Annotated in this window: 1 pseudogene; it reads left to right on the top strand. The window is 68.1% G+C overall.

The annotated features are described in order from the left end of the window. A pseudogene (locus ASC98_RS32455) lies at window positions 1-295 on the top strand (DUF6055 domain-containing protein); the annotation flags it as partial.

Here is a 295-nt window from a genome sequence, read left to right as displayed (position 1 = left end):
AACTGGGCGAGCAACCGCCGCTTCGCGTCGCCGTTCTACGGCGCACCGCAGCGCTTCGGCTACAACGTCGTGCGGCTGTACCCGACCAACGGGGCGACGACCGTGACGGTGAAGTTCCGCGGCATCAACCAGGCCGGGTCCGATGCCGACTTCCGCTGGGGGCTGGTGGCCACCAACACGCAGTTCACGTCGGCCCGCTACAGCGCGCTGCAGAAGGGGCTGGACGCCGACCTGACGTTCAAGGTGAACGCCGGCGAGCCGCTGTTCATGGTGGTGAGCGCAACGCCGTCGGTGT

It is taken from the genome of Rhizobacter sp. Root1238, from assembly GCF_001425825.1.
GTDB lineage: Bacteria > Pseudomonadota > Gammaproteobacteria > Burkholderiales > Burkholderiaceae_C > Rhizobacter.
Note: the sequence above shows the minus strand (reverse complement) of the source record. Positions and strands in the feature narration are given on the sequence as shown.